Raw genomic sequence first — 23402 nt, 5'->3', positions numbered from 1 at the left:
ATCAGTCGTCGTCGCCGTCGTCATCGTCCTCGCCCCTTTCCGGGCTTACCGCTTTTTTTCCACCACCCGGCCCCTTGCCCTTGCCGGAGTTGTCGGGCTTGGCCTTCGACCCGCCGGAGCCGCTCCCGGAGGTGCCGGCCTTCGCCGTCGGCGCCTTGACGGCCGGGGCCTTGACCGGGGCCTTGACCGGGGCCTTCGTGGTGGGCGCGGCGCTCGGCGTCGAACCGGCCACCCCGGCCACCTCCACCCCGCAGGTCTCGTCGCCGAGGTGGAACTCCACCGGCAGCGGGTTGGCCCCGGTGTGGCGGCCGGTCAGGGTGAGCTTCTCCGACGCGCCGGGGGCCAGCCCGTGCTCCGGGGCCTGCTCCACCAGCACCGTGCGGCCCTCCTGGCGTACGGGCACGGGCACCGACTTCGTCACGGTCTGCTGACCCGGGAAGGTGAAGCTCATCCGCCAGCCGCGCAGCTCCCGCTGGCCGGTGTTGGTCAGCGTCAGCTCGGCGGCGAAGTCCCTGCCCGAGTCCTTACGCAGCGTGTACGCGACCCGGCACGGCGCCGGCTGCTCCGCGCCCATCCGCGCCTGCGTCGGCTGGTCGATGCCGCCGCTGGCCGGGCTGCGGGAGGTCACCCCCCACAGCGCCGCGGTCACCGCCACCAGCCCGGCGGCGGCCACCCCCGCCTCGACACGCCGGCGCCGGGCCGCCGCCCGCCGGTTGCGCGTGCCCGAGAACGGCAGCGCGTCGGTGGCGGCCGACCAGGGCAGGATGGTGGTGCCGGCGCTGGCCAGGTCGGCCGGGTCCACGGGCCCGGCGGCCGGGGAGACGGGCACCGCCGCGGTCATGCCGGCCGCCTCGGCGAGCGTCCGGGCGACCTCGGCGGTGCCGGGCCGGTCCACGGGCCGCTTCGCCAGGCAGCGGTGCACCAGCTCGCGCACCTCGCCGGGCAGCCCCGCGACCGGGGGCATCGGCTCCGGTTCGTTGTACATGTGCGCGCGCAGCATCTGGGTGGTGGTGCTCGCCTGCCAGGGCAGCCGGCCGGTGAGCATCCGGTAGAGCAGCAGGCCCACCGCGTAGACGTCGGTGGCCGGGGAGACCTGACCGTTGTCGAGCCGCTCCGGAGCGAGGTAGGCGGGCGTGCCGAGCAGGGCGCCGTCCGGGCCCTTCTCCTTCTCCCCCACCAGGGCGGAGATGCCGAAGTCGACGACCTTCACGCCGGTGGCGGTCAGCATGATGTTGCCCGGGGTGACGTCCCGGTGCACCACGCCGCGGGCGTGCGCGGTGGCCAGCGCCGAGGTCACCTCCGCGCCGATCGTCACCGCCTCCCGCCACGGCAGGCTGCCCCGGCGCAGCCGCCCGGTCAGCGACTCGCCGTCGACCAGCTCCATGACGACGTACGGCACGGTCAAACCGACCTGCTCGGACTCGCCGTAGTCGTAGACGTTGGTGATGTTGGGGTGGCACAGCCGGGCGGCGGCCTGCGCCTCGATCCGGATGCGGTGCCGGAACGCGCGGTCGCTGGCCAGCCGGGACGCGAGCACCTTGACCGCCACCTGGCGGCCGAGCACCTCGTCGTAGCCCCGCCACACGACGGACATGCCGCCCGCGCCGAGCTGCTCGATCAGCCGGTACCGCTCACCCAGCAGTTGCGCGCCGTCCCTGATCGCTCCACCCATGAGGGTCGTTGTTGCCCGCGACCGCCCCGGCTACACCTCGGCGGTCGGAATCGGTCAGCGATGTCACCCGATCAGGCGGTGGCGAGGAGTTGGTCCACGGGCGCGTAGTCGTCGGTCAGCACCAGCGCGTCGCCCACGAAGGCGGTCAGCTCGGCACCCGCGAGCAGGCCGACCTGCTCCCGCCGGTCGGCCAGCCGGGCGCGGATCGCGTCCAGCGGCAGCGGGGCGTCGGAGGCGACGATGAGGAAGTTGGCGCCTTGCCGCCCGGCGAGCGCCGCGGCGGGCGCGACCAGCGCGACGTGCCGGAACTCGGCGGCCACGGTGGCCAGCTCGCTGCGGATGAAGCGCAGCGGCGGGTAGTCGATGACGTTCTGCACGTAGACGCCGCCGGGCCGGGTCACCCGGCGGACCTCGGCGGCCATCTCCCGGGTGGCGAGGTGCCACGGCACCACCAGGTGCCCGAAGGCGTCGCCGACGACGAGGTCGCGGCTGTCGGTGGCCTCCCCGGCGACCAGCATCCGGGCGTCACCCACCACCGCCCGCAGGTCGGGCCCCTGGCGTACGCCGAGCTGGCGCTCGCCCAGCTCGACCAGCCCGCCGTCGATCTCGAACACGACGTTGTCGGTGCCGGGGCGGGTGGCGGTCAGGTAGCGGGGCACGGTGAACCCGCCGCCGCCCAGGTGCAGCGCGTCCAGCCGCTGCCCCTTCGGGGCCGTCACGTCGGCCACCGCCCCGATCCACCGGGTGTACGCGTATTCCAGGTGGGTGGGATCGGCGAGGTCCACGTACGAGTGCTGGGCCGAGTTGAGCAGCAGGGTACGCCCGGACTTCCGGCCGGGGTCGGCCTCGACGCTGGCGCAGTGGTAGGCCGTCTCGATGTCGCACGGGTCGGGGGCGACGGTGGTCAGCCCGGCACCGACGAGACCGAGCACCGCCAGCGCCGCCCGGGCGCGGGCCGGGCCGGGCAGCTCCGCGCGGTCCCGGCGGCGCAGCCACACCCCGAGGCCGAGCCCGGTGAGCCCGAGCGCGGCGGCCAGCGCGAAGAGGATGACCGTGCTGGGCAGCGCCGCCACCAGCACGAACCCGGTGCCCAGGGTGGCGGTGATCCCGCCGAGCGTGCCGATGCCGGAGAGCCGCCCGACCACCTGGCCGGTGCGCCGCAGGTCGGCGAGCTGGAGCTTGACCACCAGCGGGGTGACCGCCGCGAGCAGGGCCGCCGGCACGAAGACGGCGAGCGCGACGAGCAGCAGGATGGCCGTCGCCGCGCCGCCACGCAGCACCTCGCCGGCGTACCGGACGACGGGCAGGGTGACCGCGGTGGCGATGCCGGCCAGCACCAGCGCCGGGGCCAGCAGGGTGCGCGGGTCGCGCCGGTCGGCCAGCCAGCCGCCCGACCACGCCCCGTACGCGATGGCCGCCAGCGCGATGCCGATGACCGAGCTGGTCACCTGGAGGGTCACCCCGACGTACGGGCCGACCAGCCGCAGGGCGACGGTCTCCAGCACCAGGACGGCACCGCTGGAGAAGAAGACCAGGAACGCGGCGAGCCCGTTGGGCAGGGCCCGTGCGGCCGACGGCGTCGGTGGGGCCGGCGGGACGGTGACGTCGGGCGATGGGGAACTCACCCGCGCGATGGTACGCAGGAAAACTGGGGTCGCGGGTCAGTACATCGAGAGATGAACATGGTTCGTATGGTCGGCGGCGGGGCTGCCGCTGCCGCTGTACGCCCGCCAACCGGTGCCCGGGTGCCAGATCTGGCGGTACCAGATCACGTAGAGCACGCCGAGCCGGCTCGCGTTGCGCACGTGCCAGGCGGCGAGGCTGTCCCCGTACGCCTTGTCCCCGCCGGTGGCGGTCTTGTCCTCGAACCCGCCGGCGGCGGCCGAGAAGTCGCAGGCCCGGCCCTTGGGGTGCTCGCCGGAGCCGCCGCTGCGGTAGCAGGAGACGTACCGCTTGTAGCCGGCCGCCTGGGTCTGCTGGAGGGCGTTGAGCGTACGCGCGGTGATGCAGCCGGAGGTGGTCGGGTCGTTGACCGTGCAGGACTCCGAGGGCCAGGAACCGTCCGGGTTGCGCGGGGCCGGCCTGGCCGAGGAGGAACTCCCGCCGCTGAAGCCGCCGCTGCTGCCCGAGCTGACCTCGGCGAGGGCCGCCTCGGCCTCCTTCTTCTTCTTCGCGATCACCGCGAGCTGCTTCTGCTGCTCGCGGACCTCGGCGTCGAGGGCGATCTTGGCCTGCCGCGCCTGCTCGCGCGCCTCGGTGAGGTCGCGCAGCCGCCGGCCGTCGCGCTGCGCCATCATGTCGAGGCTGGCCGCCCGCTCCAGGAAGGCCTCCGGCGAGGCGCTGTTGAGCAGCATCGCCGTGGGCGTGAGCCGGCCCACCCGGTAGGACTGGGCGGCCACCTCGCCGACCTGGGTGGTCAGGTCGACCAGCCGCACCTCCAGCGCGGCCACCTCCCCCGTCAGCTTCTTCTGCCGGCGCTTGGAGTTGTCGAGCTTCGCCTTGGCCTCCAGGTGCGCCTTTGCGGTGGCCGCCAGGGCGTCCCGGAGCTTCTTGGTGCCGCCCTCGTTGGGCTCCGCGTACGCGGGAACGGCGCCGCCGCCGAGGAGCAGCGCCACCGCGGCGAGCAGGGCGGTCACCGCGCGGCCGACGCGCCGCGCCGACAGGGCGGCCACCGCGCGGCCGACAGGCCGCGCCGACAGGGCGGTCAACGGGCGGCGGGCGGCCCGGGCCGACAGGGCGGTCAGCGGCCGACGGCCGCGCCGCCCGACGGGCATGGTCCTGCGCACGAAAGCATCCTTTCGTCGGCCGCCGGGGGACAGCGCTGCGCGGCGGCGGCTTCCGCCGGGCGCCGGTCGGCGGCCTGCTGGCGGAGACCGGCGGTCAGGATACCGGACCGCGCGCCCCGGACCGGGCCCGCGACCGCCCTCCCCGTCGAGAATCGACGCAGCGTCGCATCGACGTCACTCAGCGCCCAGCAGTGCCTCGCGCACCTGCGTCCACACCTGCTCGCTCGCCGCGACGAGCAGGCCGTTGCCCTCGTCCGCCGGGTGGTAGTCCGTGCCGTCGAAGCGGCGGGCCACCCCACCGGCAGCCCGGACGAGCAGCGCGCCGGGGGCGTGGTCCCACGGCAGGGTGCGCCAGAACAGCACGAACTGCTGCTCGCCGGTGAGCACGTCCAGGTATTCCCGACCCGCGCAGTGCTGGCCGGGAAGCAGCTCGCCGAGCCGGGCGCCACCCGCCTCGACCCGTGCCTTCGACGCCGCCGGCAGGAACCGCGACATCGCGGCGCCGCGCAGCGCGCCCACGGCCGGCGTGTCGCCGGTCGTCCGCACCGGTCGGCCGTCCAGCCACGTCCCCTCGCCCGCCCGCGCGACGGCCAGCGTGCCGGCGAGCGGGTCGAGCACCCAGGCGGCGGCCGGCTCGCCGTCGGTCAGCAGCGCGACCATCAGCGCGAACGGTCGCCGGCCGGCCGCGAAGTTCGAGGTGCCGTCGACCGGGTCGACCAGCCAGACGTCGCCGGTGCCGCGCAGGTGGCGCAGCAGGGCCGGGTCGTCGGCGACCCCCTCCTCGCCGACCACCACCGAGCCGGGGCGCAGCCGGCGCAGGCTCGCCGAGATCATCTCCTCGGCGCGGCGGTCGGCGACGGTGACCAGCTCGCCCGGCACCTTCTCGGTGACGTCGTCGTCGTCCAGCTTGCGGAACAGCGGCAGCACGACCTGGTCGGCGGTCTCGCGCAGCAGCCCGCCGACGTCGTCGAGGAGGGTGTCAGCCACGCGGCGGCAACTTGACCACGCTGACGAAGAACTCGTCGATCTGCCGGACCACCGAGATGAACCGCTCGAAGTCCACCGGCTTGGTCACGTACGCGTTGGCGTGCAGCTGGTAGCTGCGCAGGATGTCCTCGTCGGCCTGGGAGGTGGTCAGCACCACGACGGGGATCCGGCAGAGCTGCTCGTCCTTCTTGATCTCCTCCAGCACCTCCCGCCCGTCCCGGCGGGGCAGGTTCAGGTCGAGCAGGACCAGGTCCGGCGTCACCGCGTCCGCGTACTGGCCCTCGCGCCGCAGGTAGGCCAGCGCCTCGGCGCCGTCGGAGACCACCGTCAGCCGGTTGCGGAGCTTGTGCTCCTCGAACGCCTCCTGGGTCATCAACACGTCACCCGGATCGTCCTCGACCAGCAGGACCTCGATCGGGCTCTTGCCGTCCGCCGGCGCGGTCATCCCACCGTCTCCCTCATGTCACCCGTTCTACCGCCTCCCGGCGCCCGGTCGGGCCCATCCGGGGCGTCCGCCGTGTCGGGGCCACCGGCCTGCTCCGGCGCGCCCGCCCCGGCGGCCGTCGGCTCGTCGTCGTCGCCGGTCGCCGGGCCGTCGCCGGTCTCGGGGCCGTCGCCGTCGCCGGCCGCCTCGTGCTGCGCTGCCGCCGCGGCGGCCTCGACGTCCTCGGGCAGCGCGGGGAGGGTGAAGCGGATCGCCGTACCCACCTCGGTGCCGGTGTCCACCCAGACGCGACCGCCGTGGTATTCCACGATCTTCTTGACGATCGCCAGGCCGATCCCGGTGCCCGGGTACGCGTCCTTGGCGTGCAGCCGCTGGAAGATCACGAAGATCTTGTCGGCGAACTCCGGCTCGATGCCGATGCCGTTGTCCTGGCAGCTGATCTCCCACTCGTCGCCCACCAGCCGGGCCGACACGTGCACCTTCGGCGGCACGTCGGGGCGGCGGAACTTGATCGAGTTGCTGACCAGGTTGGCCAGCAGGTTGGTCAGCAGCGGCTCCTCGCCGCGGATGACCGGCATCTCGCCCCAGGTCAGCTCGGCGTCGGCGTACTGCCGGGCCGCCTCGGTCTGGCCGGCCACGTCGCCCATGACCTTGTTCATGTCCACCTCGGTGAAGCCGGTGGTGAGCCGGCCGATCCGGGAGAACGCGAGCAGGTCGTTGATCAGGCGCTGCATCCGCTGGGCGCCGTCCACCGCGAACGCGATGTACTGGTCGGCCCGCTCGTCGAGCTGCCCCGCGTAGCGGCGCTGGAGGAGCTGGCAGAAGCTCGCCACCTTGCGCAGCGGCTCCTGCAGGTCGTGCGAGGCGACGTACGCGAACTGCTCCAGGTCGCGGTTGGATCGGGTGAGCTCCTCGGCCTGCTTCTGGAGCTGGCTGTTGACCCACTCGATCCGCTCGCGGGCCTCCCGTACCTCGTCCAGGTCCTTGGCGATCTTGCGCCGCATGGCGTCCACGTCGTCGGCGAGCCGGACGAACTCGGGCGGGCCGTCGCCGGTGATGCCGTGCCGGTAGTCGCCCTCGGCGACCTCGCGGACCTGGTCGGCGAGCCCGGTCAGCGGGCGGATGACCATCTTGTCCAGGGAGACCAGCAGCATGCTGCCGGCGATGACCACCACGGCGAGGGCGGTGATCAGCAGGACGACCAGCAGGTTGCTCGTCCGCCGGACGTCCTCGGCGCTCTGCTGCCGGACCTCGAAGATCTCGAGCTGAAGATTGTCCAGCGACGTGCGGACCTCGTCGAACCGCTGGCGCGCCTGGTCGGTGATCAGCGCCTGACCGGCGGCGGTGCCGCTCTGCTCGGTCGTGGTGATCACCGGCACGGCCACCGCCTGACGCCAGGCCTCGGCCCGCTCCTCCACGCCCCGCAGCCCCTCCCGGATCCCCGGGTAGTCGCCGAGCAGCCGCTGCATCGAGGCCACCAGGTCGCGCTCCCGCGCCCGGCCGGCGTCGTACGGGGCCAGGTCGGCCGGGTCGCCGCTGACCGCGAAGCCGCGTACGGCGTTCTCCTGGTCCAGCAGCGCGTTCTGCACCTCCTGCGCCTGCACGCGCAGCGGGCCGGTCCGGTTCAGGATCGCGTCGATGTGGGTGCGGTTCTTCGCCGCCACGGCGACCGCGCCGCCGGCCAGACCGACCAGGAGCACGGCGACGATCACGAGCAGCGTGACGACCCGCTGGCGCAGGGTCCACCCGCGTACGCCGATCACCGGCCACCGCCCCGGCTGACCAGCAGCATGGCGACGTCGTCGGCCAGCGGCCCGCCGTTGATCTGCTCGGCGCTGCCGACCAGCCAGGCCGGCAGCTCCGCCAGCGGCACCTCCTGGCTCGCCGGGTCGGCCAGCAGGCCGCTCAGGCCGGGCACGTCGAGGCGCTCGTCGCCCTCGCCGACCCGTCCCTCGATCACGCCGTCGGTGTACATCAGCAGGGACCAGTCATCGGTGTCGAACTCCAGGTCGTAGGCCACGGGCCGGCGGGGTCGTACGCCGAGCAGCAGGCCGCCGGGCGCCGGGACCGGCACCACCTTGCCCCCGGCGAGCAGCAGCGGCGGCGGGTGCCCGGCCAGCCGGACGGTGGCCCGGTTGGCGTCGAGGTCCAGCCGCGCGGTGGCGACGGTCGCGAAGATCTCCTGGAGCCGGCGCTCGCTCATCAGCACCTGCTCCAACGCCGGCAGCACCTCGTCGTCGGGTACGCCGGCGAGGATCAGCGCCCGCCAGGCGACCCGGAGTTCCACGCCGAGGGCCGCCTCGTCGGCGCCGTGCCCGCAGACGTCCCCGACGATCAGCTCCAGCCGGTCGGGGCGGGTCTGCACCACGTCGAAGAAGTCGCCGCCGATCAGGGCGGCGTGCCGGCCGGGCCGGTAGAAGGTGTGCACCGCGACCTCGTCGGTGGTCATCAGCGGCTGCGGCAGCAGGCCCCGTTCGAGGCGGGCGGACTCGGCCTGGCGCAGCTCGACCTCGCGCAGCCGCCGCGCGTTCTCGTCGGCCCGCTTGCGCTCGACCGCGTAGCGCAGCGCCCGGGTCAGCAGCACCCCGTCGACCTGGCCCTTGACCAGGTAGTCCTGCGCGCCCTCGGCGACCGCGACGATGCCGAGGTGCTCGTCGGAGCGGCCGGTCAGCACGCAGACGGCGGCCCCGCTGGCCATCTCCAGCACCTGGCGCAGGCCGTCGAGGCCCTGCGCGTCGGGCAGCCCGAGGTCGAGCAGGACGCAGTCGACGCCCGTCACCCGCTGCCGGGCCTCGCTGAGGCTGGTCGCCACCAGCAGGTCGATCATCGAGTTGGTCTCGGCGAGCAGCTCGCCGACCAGGAAGGCGTCGCCCTCGTCGTCCTCGACCAGCAGCACCCGCAGCCGCTCGCCCGGAGGCAGGTTGGGGTGCCTCCCCATGCCGCCGTGCGGGTACGGCACGACAGGGGAACCGGCCGTGCCGGTCCCCCGTAGCGGCCGGGTCACCGCCGCGAGGCGCGGGAGATCACTGGTGATGTCGGGCTCCTTCCGAGTGCCCTGCTGATCCTGTATTAGACAACGTTCGCACACAACACGACGGGCTCCGGCGGCGCGGGCATGGGCCGCATCACTGCCGGCGGGGACGGCGCCGCCCGGCCCGCCCGTCCGGGGGAGTCCCCGGGACGGCCGGCCCGGTGCAGGATGGTGCCACCCCTGGCCCCACCCCCGAGGAGTCTCCGTGGGCGCACCCCCCACCCGCGCCGCCGACCGTGCGCTGGCCCGGCCCCGCCGCCGGCTGGCCGCCGCCGCGGCGGCGCTCGCCGCGCTCGCCGCCGTCGGCGCCGGCACCCTGTTCGACCTGCGCACCCCCGCGCCGCGGCCGGCCGACGCGCCGCCGGGCGAGTTCAGCGCCGACCGGGCGTACGCGCACGTCGAGGTGGTCGCCGCGCGGACGCACGTGGCCGGCAGCCCGGCCAACGACCAGGTCCGTGCCCACGTCGAGGGGGTGCTGCGGGGGCTGGGCCTGGAGACCGAGGTGCAGGACACCGTCGCGTCCGAGGCCGGCCAGCTCAGCGGGGCGGCCGGCGGGGCGACCCTGGCCCGGGTCCGCAACGTGGTGGCCCGGCTGCCCGGCACCGATCCCACCGGCAAGGTGTTCCTCGTCGCGCACCACGACTCGGTGCAGACCGGGCCGGGCGGCAACGACGACGCCGCCGGCACCTCGGCGATCCTGGAGGTGGCCCGCGCGCTGGCTGCCGGTCCCCGGCCCCGCAACGACATCGTCTTCGTGCTCACCGACGCGGAGGAGGCGTGCCTGTGCGGGGCGTCCGCCTTCGCGTCCGGCCACCCGCTCGCGGCCGACGGCGGCGTGGTGCTCAACCTGGAGGCGCGCGGCTCCACCGGCCCGGTGATCATGTTCGAGACGTCGCGGAACAACGCCGCGCTGGTGGACGCCTTCGGCCGGGCCGCGCCGCACCCCGTGGGCACCTCGTTCGCCGTGGAGATCTACCGCGCGCTGCCCAACGACACCGACTTCACCGCCTTCCTCGACCACGACTTCGTCGGGCTGAACTCGGCGTACATCGACGGCGGCGCGATCTACCACACCCCGCTGGACACCCCGGCCGCGATGGACCGGGCCAGCCTCCAGCACCACGGCGACAACGCCCTCGGCCTCGCCCGCGAGTTCGGCCGGGTCGACCTGACGGCCCTGGGCTCCGGACACGACGCCACCTACTTCCCCGTCCCCGGCGGGCTGGTCCGCTACCCCGGCTGGCTGGTGCTGCCGCTGGCGCTGCTGGCGTTGGCCGCCGTGGCGGTCCTCGGTTGGCTCGCCCGGCGGCGGGGCCGCGTCACCGCCGGCCGACTCGCCGCCGGGTTCGGGCTGGCGCTGGTGCCGATCGTGGCCGCCCCGCTCGCCGCCCAACTGCTCTGGGCCGTGGTCACCGCGCTGCGCCCCGGCTACGCCGAGCTGCTCGACCCGTACCGGCCGAGCTGGTACCGGCTGGCCGTCGTGGCGCTCGCCGCCGCCGTCCTGTTCACCTGGTACGCGCTGACCCGCCGCCCGGTCGGCCCCGCCGCGCTCGCGATCGGCGGGCTGGGCTGGCTGGCCGTGCTCGGGGTGCTGCTCGCCGTGCTGGTGCCCGGCGGGGCGTACCTGGTCACCCTGCCGGCCCTGGCCGGCGCGCTGGCCGGGTTGGCCGCGCTGGGCGCGCGGATCGACGGGCCGTGGCCGGTGGTCGCGACGACCCTGGCCGCCGCGGTGGCCGTGGTGATCCTGCTGCCCACGGTCGTCCTGCTCTTCCCGGCGCTCGGCATGGCGATGGGCGGGGTCGCGGCGCTGGTCGCGGTGCTGCTCGGCCTGGCCGCGCTGCCGGTGGTGGACCTGCTGCACCCGCGGGCCGGCGGCCAGCGGGGCCTGGTCGCCCTGCGCGCGCGCCGGCTGGGCGCGCTGCCCGCCGGGGCCGCCGCGCTGGCCACGGCGGTGTTCGCCGCGACCGGGCTGGCCGTCGACCGCTTCGACGCCGCGCACCCCGCGCCCACCCACCTGATGTACGCCCTCGACGCCGGCACCGGGCAGGCCCGCTGGCTCAGCCACGAGGAGGACCCACAGCCCTGGACCGACGGCTACGTCGACGGGGTCGTCGAGGTCACCGACTTCCCCGGCCTGGGCGACGCCGAGCTGCGCGCCGGCCCGGCGCAGGCGGCGAACCTGCCCGCCCCGAAGCTGGAGGTGCTCGCGGACAGCACCGCCGGCGCCGAGCGCACCCTGCGCCTGCGGCTCGTCCCGCAGCGCCAGGCCCGCCTGGCCACCCTGCACGTGGAGGCGGCGACGGCGACGGTGCTGCGGGCGGAGGTGGCCGGCCGGCCGGTGCCGGCGGAGGCCGGGGAGGGCCGCTGGAGCTTCGGCCTGGTCTTCCACGCCCCGCCTCCGGAGGGGATCGAGGTGACGCTGACGCTCGCGCCGAAGGCGGGGCAGGTGGCGCTGCGGGCGATGGACGCCAGCGACGGCCTGGACGCGCTGCCGGGCTTCCGGCCCCGCCCGCCCGGCGTGGGCGTCGTCGGATCGCACAGCTCGGAGATGCTGGCCGTCGCCCGCACCTATCCGCTGTGACGCGCCCGCCGGTGGCCGCCCAGGCGGGCGGCCACCGGCGGGATCCCGATTCCGGCGGTGCCGGGCGCTGCCGGACGGACCGACGGATCGGTCGACCGGTCCTGCGGGATCGGTCAACCGGACTTGCGGAGGCCGGCGTACTGCAGTGCGGTGAAGCCGGCGACCACGACCGCCTGCGCGATCACCAGCGCGGTGCCGAGGCCGGTCAACGGGAACCAGCCCGCGACGAGCAACTCCACGCTCGCGGCCACCCAGGCGATGTTGACCGCCATCACGACGATTACGGCGGCCGTGTTGACCGTCGGGCGCGAGGCGAGGAGGAGCAGGGCCGCGGCGAAGACGACCAGGAACGCACCGACCGGGTAGAGGAAGGCGGCGGGAAGGCCGAACATCTCGCCGAAGATCGCCGCGGCGAGGACGTAGACGACGCCGTTGGCGCCGGAGCCCACGGCGTCCTGCTTGAGGGCGAAACGGAGCAGCTTGGCGTCGGCGGCGGCGGTCTGCACGGTGCTCGCGATGGTGGCCATCGGATGTCCCTTCGTGGGGCTGACGATCTGTCACCACGACGCTAGGCAGGTCCGCTCCCGGCCGAATCAGTCATCGTGACGGTAGGTTCCTGACGTGCTGCACGGACGAGCCGAGGAACAGGCGGAGATCGAACGGCTCCTCGCGGCCGCCCGGGCCGGCCGGAGCGGGGCCCTGGTCGTCCGGGGCCCGGCGGGGATCGGCAAATCCGCGCTCCTCGACCACGCCGCCGAGGCGGCAGAGGGCATGCGGGTGCTGCGCGGCGTCGGTGTCGAGTCCGAGGCCACCCTGCCCTACGCCGCCCTCCACCTGCTGCTGCGCGCCGGGCTGGAGCGGATCCACGCGCTGCCCGACGCGCAGGCCAGCGCCCTCAACGGCGCCCTGGGGCTGGGCGACGTCGCTCCGGAGAGCCGGTTCCTGGTCGGGCTGGCCACGCTGAGCCTGCTCGCCGAACTCGCCGGGGACGGCGCGCTGCTCTGCCTCGTCGACGACGCACAGTGGTTCGACCAGGCGTCCGTCGATGCGCTGCTGTTCGCGGCCCGTCGACTGGAGGTCGAGGGCGTCGTCATGATCTTCGGTGCCCGCGCGGGCTTTCAGGCCGCGGGGCTGCCCGAGCTCCGGCTCGGCGGGCTGGACAACGACGCCGCCGCCGCGTTGCTGCCCGCCGACCTTCCCCCACAGGTGCGGGAACGCCTCGTCGAGGAGTCGGACGGCAACCCCCTGGCGCTCATCGAGCTGCCCGCCGCGCTAACCGCCGAGCAGCGGGCGGGACGGCTGTCACCGGTGGGCGCGATGCCCGTCGCCGACCGGGTCCAGGAGGCGTTCCAGGCACGGATCGCCGCGCTTCCCGAGGCCGCGCGGACCGCGCTGCTCATCGCGGCGGCGGACGGCTCCGGCGAGTTGGAGACGCTGGTGGGCGCGGGCGCCTCCCTCGACGCCCTGGAGACGGCCGAGCGCGCGCGGCTGATCGAGGTGCGAGGCAGAAGTGTGGGCTTCCGCCATCCCCTGATCAGGGCTGCCGCCTACCAGAGCGCGCCGGTCACCCGCCGCCTCGCCGTACACCGGGCCCTCGCGGACGCCCTGACCCGCTCGGCGGCCACGGACGCGGCCGACCGGCGGGCGTGGCACCTGGCCGCCGCCGCGATCGGTCCCGACGAGGACGTGGCACGGGAGTTGGAGGAGGCGGCGGAGCGGGCACGCACCCGCGGCGGACACGTCGCGGTGGCGGACGCCTACGAGCGGGCCGCCGAACTCACCGTCGATCCGGTGCGACGGTCCAGCCAGCTGGCCAACGCCGCGGTGGCCGCGAGCGACGCCGGCCTGATGGGTCGTGCCGCCGCGCTCGCCGACAGCGCCACGCCGGACGCGGACGACCCCGACATGATCACCGCGCTGATCCAGGTACGCGCCCATCGCGAATTCGAGCTGGGCACACCGCTCGCGGCGGGCAGGATCATCCTCGACGGCGTCCCCCGCGTGGCGGCCCGCTCCACCGAATGGGCCACCTGGCTGCTGGTGGAGGCCGTCCGCTGCTCCTGGTTCGCCGGTGACAGCCGGCTGGCGGAGGAGGCCGCGGCGAGCCTCCGCGCGCTCCCCGAGATCGATTCGCCGCTGGTCGGCGGGGCGCTCGGGCTGGCCCGCCTGCTGCACGGCGACGTCGGCGGTGGAATCAGGCTCATGGACGAAGCGGTCGACGTACCCGCGCTCGGCGGACTGGCGGTACCCGGACTGACCTTCGCTTCCGCCCTGTGCCTCCCGCTGGGCCGCGTCAGCCGGTACGAGGAGATCACCGAGGGCGTCGTGGCGGACTGCCAGCGGAGCGGGATGATGGGTTGGCTCGCCATCGCGCTGCGGGACCACGGCTTCGCCCAGGGGCTGCTCTGCCGCTACGGCCAGGCCAGGGCGACCCTGAGCGCCGGGCTGCGGCTGGCGACGGAGCTGGGTCACGAGCACGCGGTACGCCACCTCACCTCCTCCCTGGCGTGGGTGCTCGCCCACCAGGGCGACGCGCGGGGGTGGCGGACGAAGGCCGAAGAGAGTGTGGCGAGGGCCGACCGCCAGGGACAGGTTCTCGCGGCGGCCATCGGGCGCTGGGCACTCGGGCTGCTCGAACTCGGCCTGGGCCGGCCGGACGCCGCCCTTGAGCAGCTGTCGGCCATCCCGCCGACGGGCGTCGGCGCCATCTCGGCCGCGGACCAGGTCGAGGCGGCCGTCCGCAGCGGCCGGCCCGAGCGGGCGAAGGAGCCACTCGACCGCTACCTGACCTGGGCACGGCACGTCCGGCAGCCGTCGTCGGACGCCGTCGCCCTGCGCTGCCGCGCCCTCGTCGAGGAGGACGAGGCGCACTTCGCGGATGCCGTACGCCTCCACGAGCAGGGCCCCCAGCCGTACGAGCAGGCGAGGACGCAGCTCGCGTACGGCGAGTGGCTACGACGGGCGCGGCGGCGGGCGGACGCCCGCGCGCAACTGCGGGGCGCGCTGGACACCTTCGACCGCCTCGGTGCGGAACTGTGGGCCGAGCGCGCCCGCGCGGAGTTGCGCGCGACGGGAGACGTGCCGGCGGCCCCGCGCAGGTCCGACGACCCGCTCAGCGTGCTCACCCCGCAGGAACGCCAGGTCGTCCTGTTGGCGGCGAACGGCGCCTCCAACCGCGACATCGCCGCGCAGCTCTTCCTCAGCCCACGCACGGTCGGCTACCACCTCTACAAGGCGTTCCCCAAGCTGGGGGTCACCTCCCGTGCCCAACTGGCCGCAATCGCCCCGCCTTCGTAACGGCGGCCGGCCGGGCTAGCGACGGGCCGGGCCGGCCGCATCCACCGGGACCCGGTCGGCGCCGATGCGCCGGATCCGGTCGGTGCCCCACTCGCCCAGGGGCGCCAGGGCGGCGTTGAGGGAGACGCCGTGCTCGGTGAGGGAGTATTCGACCTTGGGCGGCACCTCGCGGTAGACCTCGCGGTGCACCAGCCCGTCCTCCTCCATCTCCCGCAGGTGCTGGATCAGCATCTTCTCGCTGACGCCCGGCAGGCCGCGCCGCAGCTCGGCGAAGCGCCGGATCCCGTGGTGGTGCAGCTCCCAGAGGATCAGCGACTTCCACTTGCCGCTGACCACGTCCATCGCCGCGTCGATGCCGCAGATGTAGGGACCGCGTCGCCCCGACGTCGCCATCCGCCCTCCCCGCCTTACTTACCTGAAGGTGAGTACCTGAGTAAATAGTCGGTACTGGCGCACCTTACCCCGCGCCGGCGACGATCCTCCCGTACCACCAATCACGAGGGGGATCGACGATGACGACGAACGACGGCGTACGGGTGAGCGTGCTCGGGCTGGGCGCGATGGGCAGCGCCCTCGCCGCCGCCCTGGTGCGCGCCGGACACGAGACGACGGTCTGGAACCGCTCGCCGGGCAGGGCGGACGACCTCGTCGCGCAGGGGGCCCGGGTCGCCGCCACGGCGGCCGACGCGGTCCGGGCCAGCCCGCTGGTGATCGCCTGCCTGCTGGATCACGCGTCGGTCCACGAGGTGCTCGATCCGCTCGCCGGAGACCTGGCCGGCCGGACGCTGGTCAACGTGACCACCACGTCGCCGGAGCAGTCGCGCGAGCTGGCGGCCTGGGCCGCCGAGGCGGGCGTCGCCTACCTGGACGGCGGCATCATGGCCGTTCCGCAGATGATCGGCCAGCCCGGCTCGTCGATCCTCTACAGCGGGTCGGCGGACGCCTTCGAGGAGCACCGGGCGGTGCTCGACCTCTGGGGCGACAGCACCTGGTTCGGCGAGGACCCCGGGCTCGCGTCCCTCTACGACCTCGCCCTGCTCGCCGGCATGTATGTCATGTTCGCCGGGTTCATGCACGGCGCCGCGATGGTCGCCCCGGCCGGCGTGTCGGCGACGAGGTTCGCGGCCATGGCCGCGCCCTGGCTGACCGCCATGACCGGCGGCTTCCACGAGTTCGCCAAGGTCATCGACGGTGGGGACTACACCGTCGAGGGGCAGCAGAGCCTGGAGTTCTCCGACCTGCGCGACATCCTGACCGCGAGCGTCGAGCAGGGCGTCAGCACGGAGGTCGTCGACATGGTCCAGCGCCTCATCCGGCGCCAGATCGACGCCGGCCACGGGAAGGAGGGCTTCGCCCGGATCGTCGAGAGCATCCGGCACCCCGGCTGACGACGCCGACGAACGGCGATCCCGGCAGGACTGCGGGCCCGTCGAGCGGGGATCCCGTCGGACAGCGGACCCGTCGGGCGGGCTATCCGTGACGCGAGAGCCGATTCAGTCTGTGCGGGTAGCGTCTGTCCGTGCGTCAATCGCTTGACATGGCGGGCCGGGCGGCGGCCGCTCCCCTGGCGGCGGGTCGGCGGCAGACAGTAAGGATGGTGGGGTTGGGTCCGCCGGGTTGGTCTGACTCACCGGCAGACCGACGGTTGCTGTCCTGATCCCGATTCGTCGGCCGGTTCGGTGGCCCCGACATCTGCATGTCACCGGCCAGGCGTCGTGACTTGATAGCAGCCTGTGCAAGAGGCGCCCACCACTAACCACGACCCATGCACCGCGTACCAGCAACGACGCATCACCGGCCTCAGCAAGCAAGAATCATCCGCTGCCTCAAGCGCTACATCGTCCGCGACGTCTACACCGCCCTACGAGCCGACTTCGCCGCCCTCACCCCTTGACCTCCATAGGAGAATCGGGATGGGAAGTGTCCCGGTCACTGGAAGCCACTTCCCTCAAGTCACTGAGAGTGGTCGTCGGCTATTCGACCCGGCGTTTGAAAGTGAACCTGACCCTCACTGGCACGCCAACTTCCAGCCAACCATCCTTTTGGCCGACGACAGTAGTGTCTACGGTGGATTCCGAAATTAGCTCCCAGCCCTGGGATCCGAACTCGTTAAGCAGGCCCGCCCATGTTACTGAATCGGCCGAGCGAATTCCCGTCCTATTTGGCTCTGGGTGGAAGACATGGTAGACGTGCTTCCATGTCTGCTGGCCCATCGAGCCTCGCTGGGTCGATGTCTCATAAATAACGACCAGGTATTCCCAACGTGGGTTCATCGACGCAGAAGCAGTAGATGACGTAGGACCGCCTTACGTTGTCGCATGCCAGCGGCTTGTGCTTGCATGGCAGCAATCTGGCCGGGATGCGGGCCGCCCGGCCATGCCTGCTGAGGTTGGATCACACATCCTCCCTTGCGCTAGCCAGAAATGGCAGTGGCGGCACCATATCGTCTCGCCGCACCCCTTGCCACACTGCTGTCCTGGATCGGACAAAATGATCACAGGTGGCATGCCGGAACGGCGGACTTCCTACTACCGCAGCACAGCGTCTAGTCGGAGAATCAGGTGGTGCGGCTGCCGAGTGAGTGCGTGACTAACTGGGTGACGGCTCCGAGGGCGCAGCCGTTGCCGAACACATGCGAACGCGACGCACAGAGCTTGTAAGCAAAGCGTCAATTTGCGATTGGCCCGTCGCCCGCAGCCTGCCTGCATACCGGGCACCAGCGACCGCCTCGCTGGCAATCCCCGGGCTCAGGTCCAGGCACCGATCCGGCACAACCGAGCGCGAGTAGCGACGGAAGACGCCGGAAACTGCGGAAGACGTTTCAAAAGGTCAGAAGCCGCGTCAGGGAGCGCACGGGAGGCTGGGAGGCCGCCGGTCTTACTTCCAGCGGAAGTGCACGAAGAGGCGGCCGAAGTTCTTCGAGTCCTTCTCGACGCGGTGGTAGAGCTGCTTGACGTCCTTCTGGTCGAGGAAGCGCAGCACCCGCTTCTTGAGCTGGCCGGAGCCCTTGCCGGGGATGATCTCGACCAGGGTGGCCTTCTTCGCCACCGCCTCGTCCATGACCCCGCGCAGGGCCCGGTCGATGTCGTGGCCCTTGTTGAAGATGTCGTGCAGGTCCAGCTTCAGCTTCATCGCACACCCGCCGTCCGGTCCCGTCCCATGACGCCGATGGTAGGCGGCGCGGCTCCGACGGAGCCGCGCCGTCCCCTCTCAGCGCCCGCCCGCGACCCGGCTCTGCACCCGGTCCAGGGCGGTGCGGTAGTCGTCGTTGGCGCTGTGCATCGCCGCCGCGATGCGCAGGTGCCGCAGCGCGTCGACGTGCCGGTTGAGCCGCTCCAGCGTCCGGCCCAGCACGTGGTGGGCGTAGTGGTCGCTGGGGTCCCGGTCGACGAGCTCCCGAAGCTGCTCCTCGGCCCGGTTGAGCTGGGCCGACTGGAAGTACGCCCGGGCCAGCAACTGCCGCACGGAGGCGTTGCCGGGCTCGGCCTCGACGATCGGTTCGAGCAGCCGGGCCGCTCCGGTCGGGTCACCGGCCTCGAAGAACATGGTCGCCCGCCGGTACTCGGCCAGAAGATCCATTCGACCCACCCCCTCGTGTCGCGCCGCCACTTCTACCGACGCTGGCACAACACCCGCCGCACCGCGACTGTTCCCCGCGCCGGGACGCGCGGCCGGCGGTCAGGTGGCGGCGCGTGCCGACCGGCGGTCAGGTGGCGGCGCCGTGCCGGCCGGCGACCAGCTCCCAGGCGCGTACGCCGCCGACGATGCCGGCGGTGTTGGGCACCACCACCACGTCGTCGCCCATCCGGGCGAGCTGCTCTGGCCGGATCAAGCGGGAGTTGCCGCCGCCCAGGTAGAGCCGGTCCCAGCGGAAGACCGGGCGCAGCCCGTCCACGACCTGCCGGATCCGGCGGGACCAGAACGCGTCCCCGAGGCGGCGCCGCTCCGGCTCGCCCACGTACGTGTCGTAGGTGGTGCCCCAGCGCACCGGGGCGTGGGACAGCTCCAGGTGCGGGGCGAGCAGCCCGCCGTCGAAGAGCGCGCTGCCCAGCCCCGTACCGAGGGTCAGCACCAGTTCGCAGCCGGTCCCGGCGACCACCCCGGCGCCGTGCACCTCGGCGTCGTTGAGCACCAGCGCCGGCACCCCGAACGCCTCGGCTAGCGCCGTCCGCGCGTCGTACCCGGACCACTCGGCGACGAGGGCCGGGTCGACCTTCGACCGGGGCCCGGACCGGGTCACGTAGTGCGGGGTGGCGACCACCACGCCGTGCCGGATCATCCCCGGCATGCCCACGGTCAGCCGGTCCGCCGCGGGCAGCCGGCCACCCAGGTCGAGCAGCGTCTTGACGAACAGCGCCGGCGGCAGCGGGTACGGCGTGGGCACCCGCAGCGGCCGGGCGCGCATCGTGCCGGCCTCGTCCAGCACGGACGCCTTGATCCCGCCGCCGCCGCAGTCGATCGCCAGAGTGGTCACCACCCCAGCAGTGTGCCGCGCACCACCCGGCCCCCGTCCCCCACCTCCCGAACCCCGCCCCGACGTCCCGCCACCACCCCGCGATCTTGCACTTTCGGCCCGTCATTCGCGGCTTTCGCGCTTTTCGCCGGGGCAGAAAGTACAAGATCGCCGCGAGGGTGGGGGGCGGGATAGGGTCGGGGCTGATGAGCGCGACGATGATCGTCAAAGGGCTGGCCGCGGGGCACGGGGACCGGGCGCTGTTCTCCGGGCTGGACCTCGTGGTGGCGCCGGGGGACGTGGTGGGGCTGGTCGGGCCGAACGGGGCCGGCAAGTCGACGCTGCTGCGTACCCTCGCCGGGTTGTTGCCGGTGGAGGCCGGCAGCGTCGCGCTCAGCCCGCCCACGGCGAGCGTCGGGCACCTGCCGCAGGAGCCGGAGCGGCGGGCCGGCGAGACCGTCCGCGACTTCCTGGCCCGGCGCACCGGGGTCTGCTCCGCGCAGGCCGCCCTGGACTCGGCCACCGTGGCGCTCACCGACGGCGCGCCGGGCGCCGACGACGCCTACGCCGAGGCGCTGGAGCGCTGGCTCGGCCTGGGCGGGGCGGACCTGGAGGAGCGCGCCGAGCAGGTCGCCGCCGAACTGGGCCTCACCGTCGACCTGGACCACCCGATGACCGGGCTCTCCGGCGGTCAGGCCGCCCGGGCCGGGCTGGCGTCGCTGCTGCTCAGCCGCTACGACGTCTTCCTCCTCGACGAGCCGACCAACGACCTGGACCTGGCCGGCCTGGAGCGGCTGGAGGAGTTCGTGACCGGGCTGCGGGCCGGCACGGTGCTGGTCAGCCACGACCGCGAGTTCCTCGCCCGCACGGTCACCCGCGTGCTGGAACTGGACCTGCCCCAGCAGCAGGTCCGGCACTACGGCGGCGGCTACGCGGGCTACCTGGAGGAGCGCGAGGTGGCCCGCCGGCACGCCAGGGAGAACTACGAGGAGTACGCCGAGACCCGGGCCGAGCTGGAGGCGCGCGGCCGGATGCAGCGGGCCTGGATGGAGAAGGGCGTGCGCAACGCACGCCGCAAGGCCAGCGACAACGACAAGCACGTGAAGAACTTCCGCGGCCAGACCTCCGAGAAGCAGGCCGCCAAGGCGAAGCAGACCGAGCGGCTGATCGAGCGGCTGGAGGTGGTCGAGGAGCCGCGCAAGGAGTGGGAGCTGCGGATGGAGATCGCCGCCGCGCCCCGCGCCGGCGCCGTCGTGGCCTCGCTGCGCGACGCCGTCGTACGCCGGGGCGGCTTCACCCTCGGCCCGGTGACCCTCCAGGTCGACTGGGCCGACCGGGTGGCGGTGACCGGGGCGAACGGGTCGGGCAAGTCGACCCTGCTCGCCGCCCTGCTGGGCCGGCTCCCCCTCGACTCCGGGCACGCCGCGCTCGGCCCGGGCGTGGTGGTCGGCGAGGTGGACCAGGCCCGGGGGCTCTTCCTCGGCGACGCGCCCCTGATCGACGCGTTCCGCGCCGCCGTACCGGATCTGTCGCCGGCGGACACGCGGACGCTGCTGGCCAAGTTCGGCCTGCGGGCGGGGCACGTGCTGCGGCCGGCGGCGACCCTGTCGCCGGGCGAGCGGACCAGGGCGGCGCTGGCGCTGTTGCAGGGGCGCGGGGTGAACCTGCTGGTGCTGGACGAGCCGACGAACCACCTGGACCTGCCGGCCATCGAGCAGTTGGAGTCGGCCCTGGCGAGCTACCCGGGCACGCTGCTGCTGGTGACCCACGACCGGCGGATGCTCGACGCGGTGACCACCAACCGGCGGCTGCGGGTGGACGCCGGACGGATCGCCGAGGATTGATCCGTGCCGACCCGCTCGCGCCGGGTGACAATGACCCCATGCTCAAGTGGGAGTACGCGCTGCTGGTCCGCCGCCGCCAGGCGGCCACCAACGACATCGGCTGGGAGGTCGTCTTCGTCTGGTACGGCCCGGACGGCTCCATGGTCGACGTGACGCCCTACGGCGACACCGCGCTGGCCCACCTCAACCGGGCCGGTGACCAGGGCTGGGAGCTGGTCGCGATGAGCGAGGACCCGTCCCTGCCCGGCAACAACGAGCTGCACCGCTACCACCTCAAGCGGCCCAGGCCGGCCGACCCGCCGCCCCGGCAGCGGATGCGCGGCGGGCGTCCCCGGCGGACGCTCACCGGCTGACCCGGCCGTCGCCCCGAGCCGGCCGGATCGCCTGCGACGTCAGCTCCGAAGGTCGCCGAGCGAAATGCCCGACTGCCGCTCAGGCCGCGTACGTCACCGGAGTGGGGCATATCCGGCGGCGATGCGGGTATCGGGCGGCCGGAGGTGCCCCATGGTCCCGTTGACCCAGATCGCGCCGTCGGCAGACCGGCTGCGGGCGATCGACGAGTTCCTCGCCGAGGCGTGGGCGGATCAGGCCGGCCACGACGACCGGCTGCGTGGCCTCGCCGTCGAGGTGCGCTTCGACCGGGGCGTCGCGCACGTGACCGGGGAGGTGGCCGACCCGGCCGAACTGCGGCTGGTCCGGGAGCGGATCGGCCGGCTGGCCGGGGTGTTCGGCGTCTGGTGCCGGGTGCGGGTCGCCGGCCGGGATCCCGTGGTGGTCGACCTGGGCTGCGGGGCGACCAAACAGTGGCCGGGCAACCTGGGGCTGGACATCTTCCCGGCCCCGGCGGTCGACGCGGTGGCGGACCTCTCGGGCTCGCTGCCGCTGGCCGACGAGTCGGTCGACGTACTCTTCGCGGTGCACATCCTGGAGCACCTGATCGACTTCCTGCCCCTGGTGGACGAGTGCCACCGGGTGCTCCGGCCGGGCGGCGTGCTGCACGTCATGAGCCCCTGGTGGGGGCACGTGAACGCGGTGGCCGACCCGACCCACGTACGGCTGCTGGACGTGCAGACGATCAAGGGGATCTGCGTGCAGCGCCCGCCGGGCACCCCGCGCTGGCACCCCCTGCACGCCGGCTGCGACGGCGCCTCCATCTTCGCGGACCTGACACCGATCCCCCCGGACGCCGATCCACCCACCCCGACCCACCTGGCCCGGTTCTTCGCCTGACCCCACCCGCTCAGCGGCCCAGGGTGCTCTCGCGGAGGGCCAGGCGGTAGGGGGCCGAGAGCTCGCGGGCCGGGGCGGTGCGGTCGCCGTCGATGCGGCCGGCGAGCATTTCCACGGCCAGCCGGGCGATGCGCTCCTTGTCGGGGGCGATCGTGCTCAGCGTGGGCACGGAGAAGCGGCCGTCCTCGATGTCGTCGAAGCCGGCCACCGCGACGTCCTCGGGAACCCGCAGGCCCGCCTCGTGCAGGGCGCGCAGGGCGCCCAGGGCCAGGGTGTCGTTGAAGCAGAAGACCGCCTCGGGGCGTACGCCGGAGGCCAGCAGCGCGCGCATCGCGGCGGCGCCGTCCGCGCGGTGCCAGGCCGCCGCGGGCGCCACCAGCCGCTCGTCGTACGCGATGCCGGCGTCGGCGAGCGCGGCGCCGTAGCCGGCGAGCCGGAGCCGGGCGCTGGCCCCCTCGGCGGTGCGCTGCGCGCCGATGGCGGCGATCCGGCTGCGGCCGAGCCCGACGAGGTGGGCGGTGATCTCACGGGCCGCGCCCACGTTGTCGATGCCGACGTGGTCGGCGGGCCCGTGGTCGACCCGCTCGCCGAGCAGCACCATCGGGGTGCCGTCGAGGCCGGTCAGGTCCTCGGCGGTGAGCGCCAGCGGGCTGAAGATCAGCCCGTCGATCAGGTGCTCGGTGATGCCGGAGGCGACCACCCGTTCCTGCTCGCGGCCGCCGCCGGTCTGGTCGATCAGCACCGTCCAGCCCAGCTCGGCGGCGGCCGTGACGACGTGCCGGGCCAGCTCGGCGAAGTACGGGATGTCCAGCTCGGGCACGGCCAGCGCGATCACCCCGGTGCGGCCCTTGCGCAGGTTGCGCGCGGAGAGGTTGGGCCGGTAGTTCAGCTCGGCGATGGCCTCCTCGACCCGGGCCCGGGTGTCGGGCCGGACGTGCGCGTAGCCGTTGACCACGTTGGAGACGGTCTTGACCGACACGCCGGCCCGCTCCGCAACGTCCTTGAGCCTGTGTCGCACCGCGCCACCTCCCGCCATGACTGCGCACTTTACCGCGCAACCGGCTCTTTACAACGTT

At 73.8% G+C, this 23402-nt stretch carries 18 protein-coding genes and 2 pseudogenes; 7 read left to right on the top strand and 13 right to left on the bottom strand.

The window, feature by feature from the left end; genetic code table 11:
• Position 1: 1 nt before the first annotated feature.
• The 7 genes from GA0070606_RS19220 to GA0070606_RS19190 form a co-directional block, all read right to left on the bottom strand.
• Positions 2–1672: a serine/threonine-protein kinase gene (locus tag GA0070606_RS19220; protein WP_091102307.1), complete on the bottom strand. Its 1671-nt coding sequence runs from the start codon at positions 1670–1672 to the stop codon at positions 2–4.
• A gap of 71 nt (positions 1673–1743) precedes the next feature.
• On the bottom strand, positions 1744–3297 hold the full coding sequence (locus tag GA0070606_RS19215) for a fused MFS/spermidine synthase (RefSeq protein ID WP_091102303.1): 1554 nt from the start codon (positions 3295–3297) through the stop codon (positions 1744–1746).
• A 36-nt stretch (positions 3298–3333) separates the two neighbouring features.
• A complete protein-coding gene (locus GA0070606_RS19210) occupies positions 3334–4458 on the bottom strand; it encodes a coiled-coil domain-containing protein (RefSeq protein WP_245724740.1) in 1125 nt (374 codons plus the stop codon).
• Between the two features lie 174 nt (positions 4459–4632).
• The gene (locus tag GA0070606_RS19205; protein WP_091102300.1) at positions 4633–5445 is read right to left on the bottom strand and encodes an inositol monophosphatase family protein; all 813 of its coding nucleotides are present in this window, start codon (positions 5443–5445) and stop codon (positions 4633–4635) included.
• Complete coding sequence (locus tag GA0070606_RS19200) at positions 5438–5890, bottom strand: response regulator (protein ID WP_091102297.1); 453 nt, start codon at positions 5888–5890, stop codon at positions 5438–5440. The genes GA0070606_RS19205 and GA0070606_RS19200 overlap by 8 nt, the downstream gene beginning before the upstream one ends.
• Positions 5887–7650 carry a sensor histidine kinase gene (locus GA0070606_RS19195; RefSeq protein WP_245724971.1) on the bottom strand — a complete coding sequence of 588 codons (1764 nt, stop codon included), beginning with the start codon at positions 7648–7650 and terminating at the stop codon, positions 5887–5889. The genes GA0070606_RS19200 and GA0070606_RS19195 overlap by 4 nt, the downstream gene beginning before the upstream one ends.
• Positions 7650–8828, bottom strand: coding sequence for a PP2C family protein-serine/threonine phosphatase (locus GA0070606_RS19190; RefSeq protein ID WP_091107899.1), 1179 nt, complete (start codon positions 8826–8828; stop codon positions 7650–7652). Before GA0070606_RS19190 ends, GA0070606_RS19195 begins: the two co-directional genes overlap by 1 nt.
• Before the next feature lie 298 nt (positions 8829–9126).
• Here GA0070606_RS19190 and GA0070606_RS19185 point away from each other — a divergent pair, with 298 nt between their 5' ends.
• Positions 9127–11502 carry a M28 family peptidase gene (locus GA0070606_RS19185; RefSeq protein WP_091102288.1) on the top strand — a complete coding sequence of 792 codons (2376 nt, stop codon included), beginning with the start codon at positions 9127–9129 and terminating at the stop codon, positions 11500–11502.
• 113 nt (positions 11503–11615) lie between these two features.
• Here the strand turns inward: GA0070606_RS19185 and GA0070606_RS19180 are convergent, their stop codons facing one another.
• Positions 11616–12029 carry a hypothetical protein gene (locus GA0070606_RS19180; RefSeq protein ID WP_091102285.1) on the bottom strand — a complete coding sequence of 138 codons (414 nt, stop codon included), beginning with the start codon at positions 12027–12029 and terminating at the stop codon, positions 11616–11618.
• Positions 12030–12123: 94 nt separating this feature from the next.
• On the opposite strand from GA0070606_RS19180, the gene GA0070606_RS19175 reads away from it, so the two are divergent.
• Positions 12124–14799: a helix-turn-helix transcriptional regulator gene (locus GA0070606_RS19175; RefSeq protein ID WP_091102281.1), complete on the top strand. Its 2676-nt coding sequence runs from the start codon at positions 12124–12126 to the stop codon at positions 14797–14799.
• Between the two features lie 15 nt (positions 14800–14814).
• On the opposite strand, the gene GA0070606_RS19170 is transcribed toward GA0070606_RS19175, so the two are convergent.
• Positions 14815–15192, bottom strand: coding sequence for a winged helix-turn-helix transcriptional regulator (locus GA0070606_RS19170; protein WP_091102277.1), 378 nt, complete (start codon positions 15190–15192; stop codon positions 14815–14817).
• Positions 15193–15311: 119 nt separating this feature from the next.
• Here GA0070606_RS19170 and GA0070606_RS19165 point away from each other — a divergent pair, with 119 nt between their 5' ends.
• Positions 15312–16187, top strand: coding sequence for an NAD(P)-dependent oxidoreductase (locus GA0070606_RS19165; RefSeq protein WP_091102274.1), 876 nt, complete (start codon positions 15312–15314; stop codon positions 16185–16187).
• Between the two features lie 384 nt (positions 16188–16571).
• Positions 16572–16693, top strand: a pseudogene (locus tag GA0070606_RS34035) (IS110 family transposase); the annotation flags it as partial.
• A gap of 983 nt (positions 16694–17676) precedes the next feature.
• Here GA0070606_RS34035 and GA0070606_RS19160 read toward each other — a convergent pair.
• From GA0070606_RS19160 to GA0070606_RS19150, 3 genes are all read right to left on the bottom strand, one after another.
• On the bottom strand, positions 17677–17931 hold the full coding sequence (locus GA0070606_RS19160) for a Smr/MutS family protein (RefSeq protein ID WP_091102271.1): 255 nt from the start codon (positions 17929–17931) through the stop codon (positions 17677–17679).
• Between the two features lie 78 nt (positions 17932–18009).
• Positions 18010–18378, bottom strand: coding sequence for a tetratricopeptide repeat protein (locus GA0070606_RS19155; RefSeq protein WP_091102267.1), 369 nt, complete (start codon positions 18376–18378; stop codon positions 18010–18012).
• A gap of 127 nt (positions 18379–18505) precedes the next feature.
• Positions 18506–19276, bottom strand: a complete 771-nt coding sequence (locus tag GA0070606_RS19150) for an ROK family protein (RefSeq protein WP_091102263.1) — start codon at positions 19274–19276, stop codon at positions 18506–18508.
• Between the two features lie 182 nt (positions 19277–19458).
• On the opposite strand from GA0070606_RS19150, the gene GA0070606_RS19145 reads away from it, so the two are divergent.
• The 3 genes and pseudogenes from GA0070606_RS19145 (at position 19459) to GA0070606_RS19135 (ending at position 22326) form a co-directional block, all read left to right on the top strand.
• Entirely contained in the window at positions 19459–21096 is a 1638-nt protein-coding gene (locus GA0070606_RS19145; protein WP_091102259.1) for an ABC-F family ATP-binding cassette domain-containing protein, read from the top strand.
• A gap of 38 nt (positions 21097–21134) precedes the next feature.
• Positions 21135–21380, top strand: a pseudogene (locus GA0070606_RS19140) (hypothetical protein); the annotation flags it as partial.
• 220 nt (positions 21381–21600) lie between these two features.
• Positions 21601–22326 (top strand): methyltransferase domain-containing protein, encoded by a 726-nt coding sequence (locus GA0070606_RS19135; protein ID WP_091102251.1) that lies wholly within the window; start codon positions 21601–21603, stop codon positions 22324–22326.
• A gap of 10 nt (positions 22327–22336) precedes the next feature.
• On the opposite strand, the gene GA0070606_RS19130 is transcribed toward GA0070606_RS19135, so the two are convergent.
• Entirely contained in the window at positions 22337–23344 is a 1008-nt protein-coding gene (locus GA0070606_RS19130; protein WP_091107897.1) for a LacI family DNA-binding transcriptional regulator, read from the bottom strand.
• Positions 23345–23402: the final 58 nt, after the last annotated feature.

It is taken from the genome of Micromonospora citrea (assembly GCF_900090315.1).
Lineage (GTDB): Bacteria > Actinomycetota > Actinomycetes > Mycobacteriales > Micromonosporaceae > Micromonospora > Micromonospora citrea.
Note: the sequence above shows the minus strand (reverse complement) of the source record. Positions and strands in the feature narration are given on the sequence as shown.